Source organism: Nitratireductor luteus (assembly GCF_026162365.1).
GTDB classification, from domain to species: Bacteria; Pseudomonadota; Alphaproteobacteria; order Rhizobiales; family Rhizobiaceae; genus Chelativorans; species Chelativorans luteus.
In genome coordinates this window covers 1-1,381 of record NZ_JAOANW010000040.1, presented here as the reverse complement: position 1 = coordinate 1,381, position 1,381 = coordinate 1, and the positions used below count along the sequence as shown (strand labels likewise).

1 pseudogene is annotated in these 1,381 nt (G+C 56.8%); it reads right to left on the bottom strand.

Annotation, left to right across the window (positions count from 1 at the left end):
• Positions 1-815: 815 nt before the first annotated feature.
• Positions 816-1,381 (bottom strand): annotated as a pseudogene (locus N1058_RS23980) (TonB-dependent receptor); the annotation flags it as partial.

Here is a 1,381-nt window from a genome sequence, read left to right as displayed (position 1 = left end):
TTCATCAAGCCACGCACAGGGTTTCTGTCATGGAGGGACCGCCGGTGGACAACAGCATGGTTCCCCGCAGTTCTCGGTGCAGTGGCTAGGCAAGAATACGTGCCGCCCGCGGCAGCCCCTTGGAAGTAGGCATGGATGCCCCCGATTGATAACTACCCAGTGGCACATCCACGTGAATTGCCCGGCAATTCCACGCGAATGTTTTGCATTTATCGAAAGTTAAACCTTTCGAGAGTTGAGGACATGTGGCGAAAGTCATGATTGAAGATGACGAAAGTCACATTTCATTTGCGGCCCGGCAAGGATTACGCCGTAGAAGATGCACCTTGCGAGCTGGCTGGAGAACGGTCGCTACGTTGGCACCTGTTATCTTCATCAAGCTACGCGCAGGGTTTCCTGTCATGGCGGCACTGTCGGCGGACAACAGCACGGTTCCCCTATCAATCAATGCGCCGGCTCTGCGTTCGCCTGTGGGCGCGCTAGAGGCCTTTCAGCAAGTTTCCGGCGGCAAGGATGGCAAATGCAGCAGCCAGCAGCCAGTAACTATAGGCACTGGCCACAGGAATCGATATGCCTAAGACGGGCAAAAAAGATAGTATTGCAAGAATAACCGATAGAATGAAAACAATCCCTGTTGGCGCGCTCAGTCTCATTTCTTGAACCTATTTTTAGATGCTTCTATTTCCGGAAATCACGAAGGATGATGTTCGCGTGCAGCCTCTTGCAATCCGAGGCGCAGCAGGATTCTGACCTTCAAGATGACAGTTCGGGGAAGGCGCTGGTAATGGTTTGTGCAATTGCATTTTTATCCCCGTTCAGAACTTTCCGACGACGTTAAGGAAGAGGCCCTGATCGTCGAGGGTGAGGTCTCTGAGGTCGTCGGAGAAGCGGCCGAAATTGTAGCCGAGACCGACCTTGAAGTTGTCGCCGACATGGCGGTAGACGGCGGCGAGTGCGCCGTAGTCGGTGGTGTCGGCTTCGGGCATGTGCATGACGCGGCCTTCGAGCAGGAGATCCCATTTCCTGATGAGATGCAGGTCGGCGCGCAGGATGCCGAGATGGGCGGAGCTCTTCTGCCATTCGGCCTCGAAGCCGGTGCCGCTGCCGGTGCGGTATTTGACCTGGCCGAAACGGAAGCCGTATTTGCCGCCCACCGACAGCCACGGAGTGAGGTCGTAGATGGCGTCGACCGACAGGATGTGGCTGCGCTGGGCCGGGGCGAAGAGGTCGCCGGTAGCGCCAGAGATGAGCTGGTTGTTGCCCGGCAGGTCGTAGAGCCAGGTGTATTTGAACAGTGCGTTGAGGCGGTCGTTGTCGACCGGGCGGTAGGCATAGCCGAGGGAGGCTTCGACATAGTCGGTGTCGGCGAACGAGGTCTGGG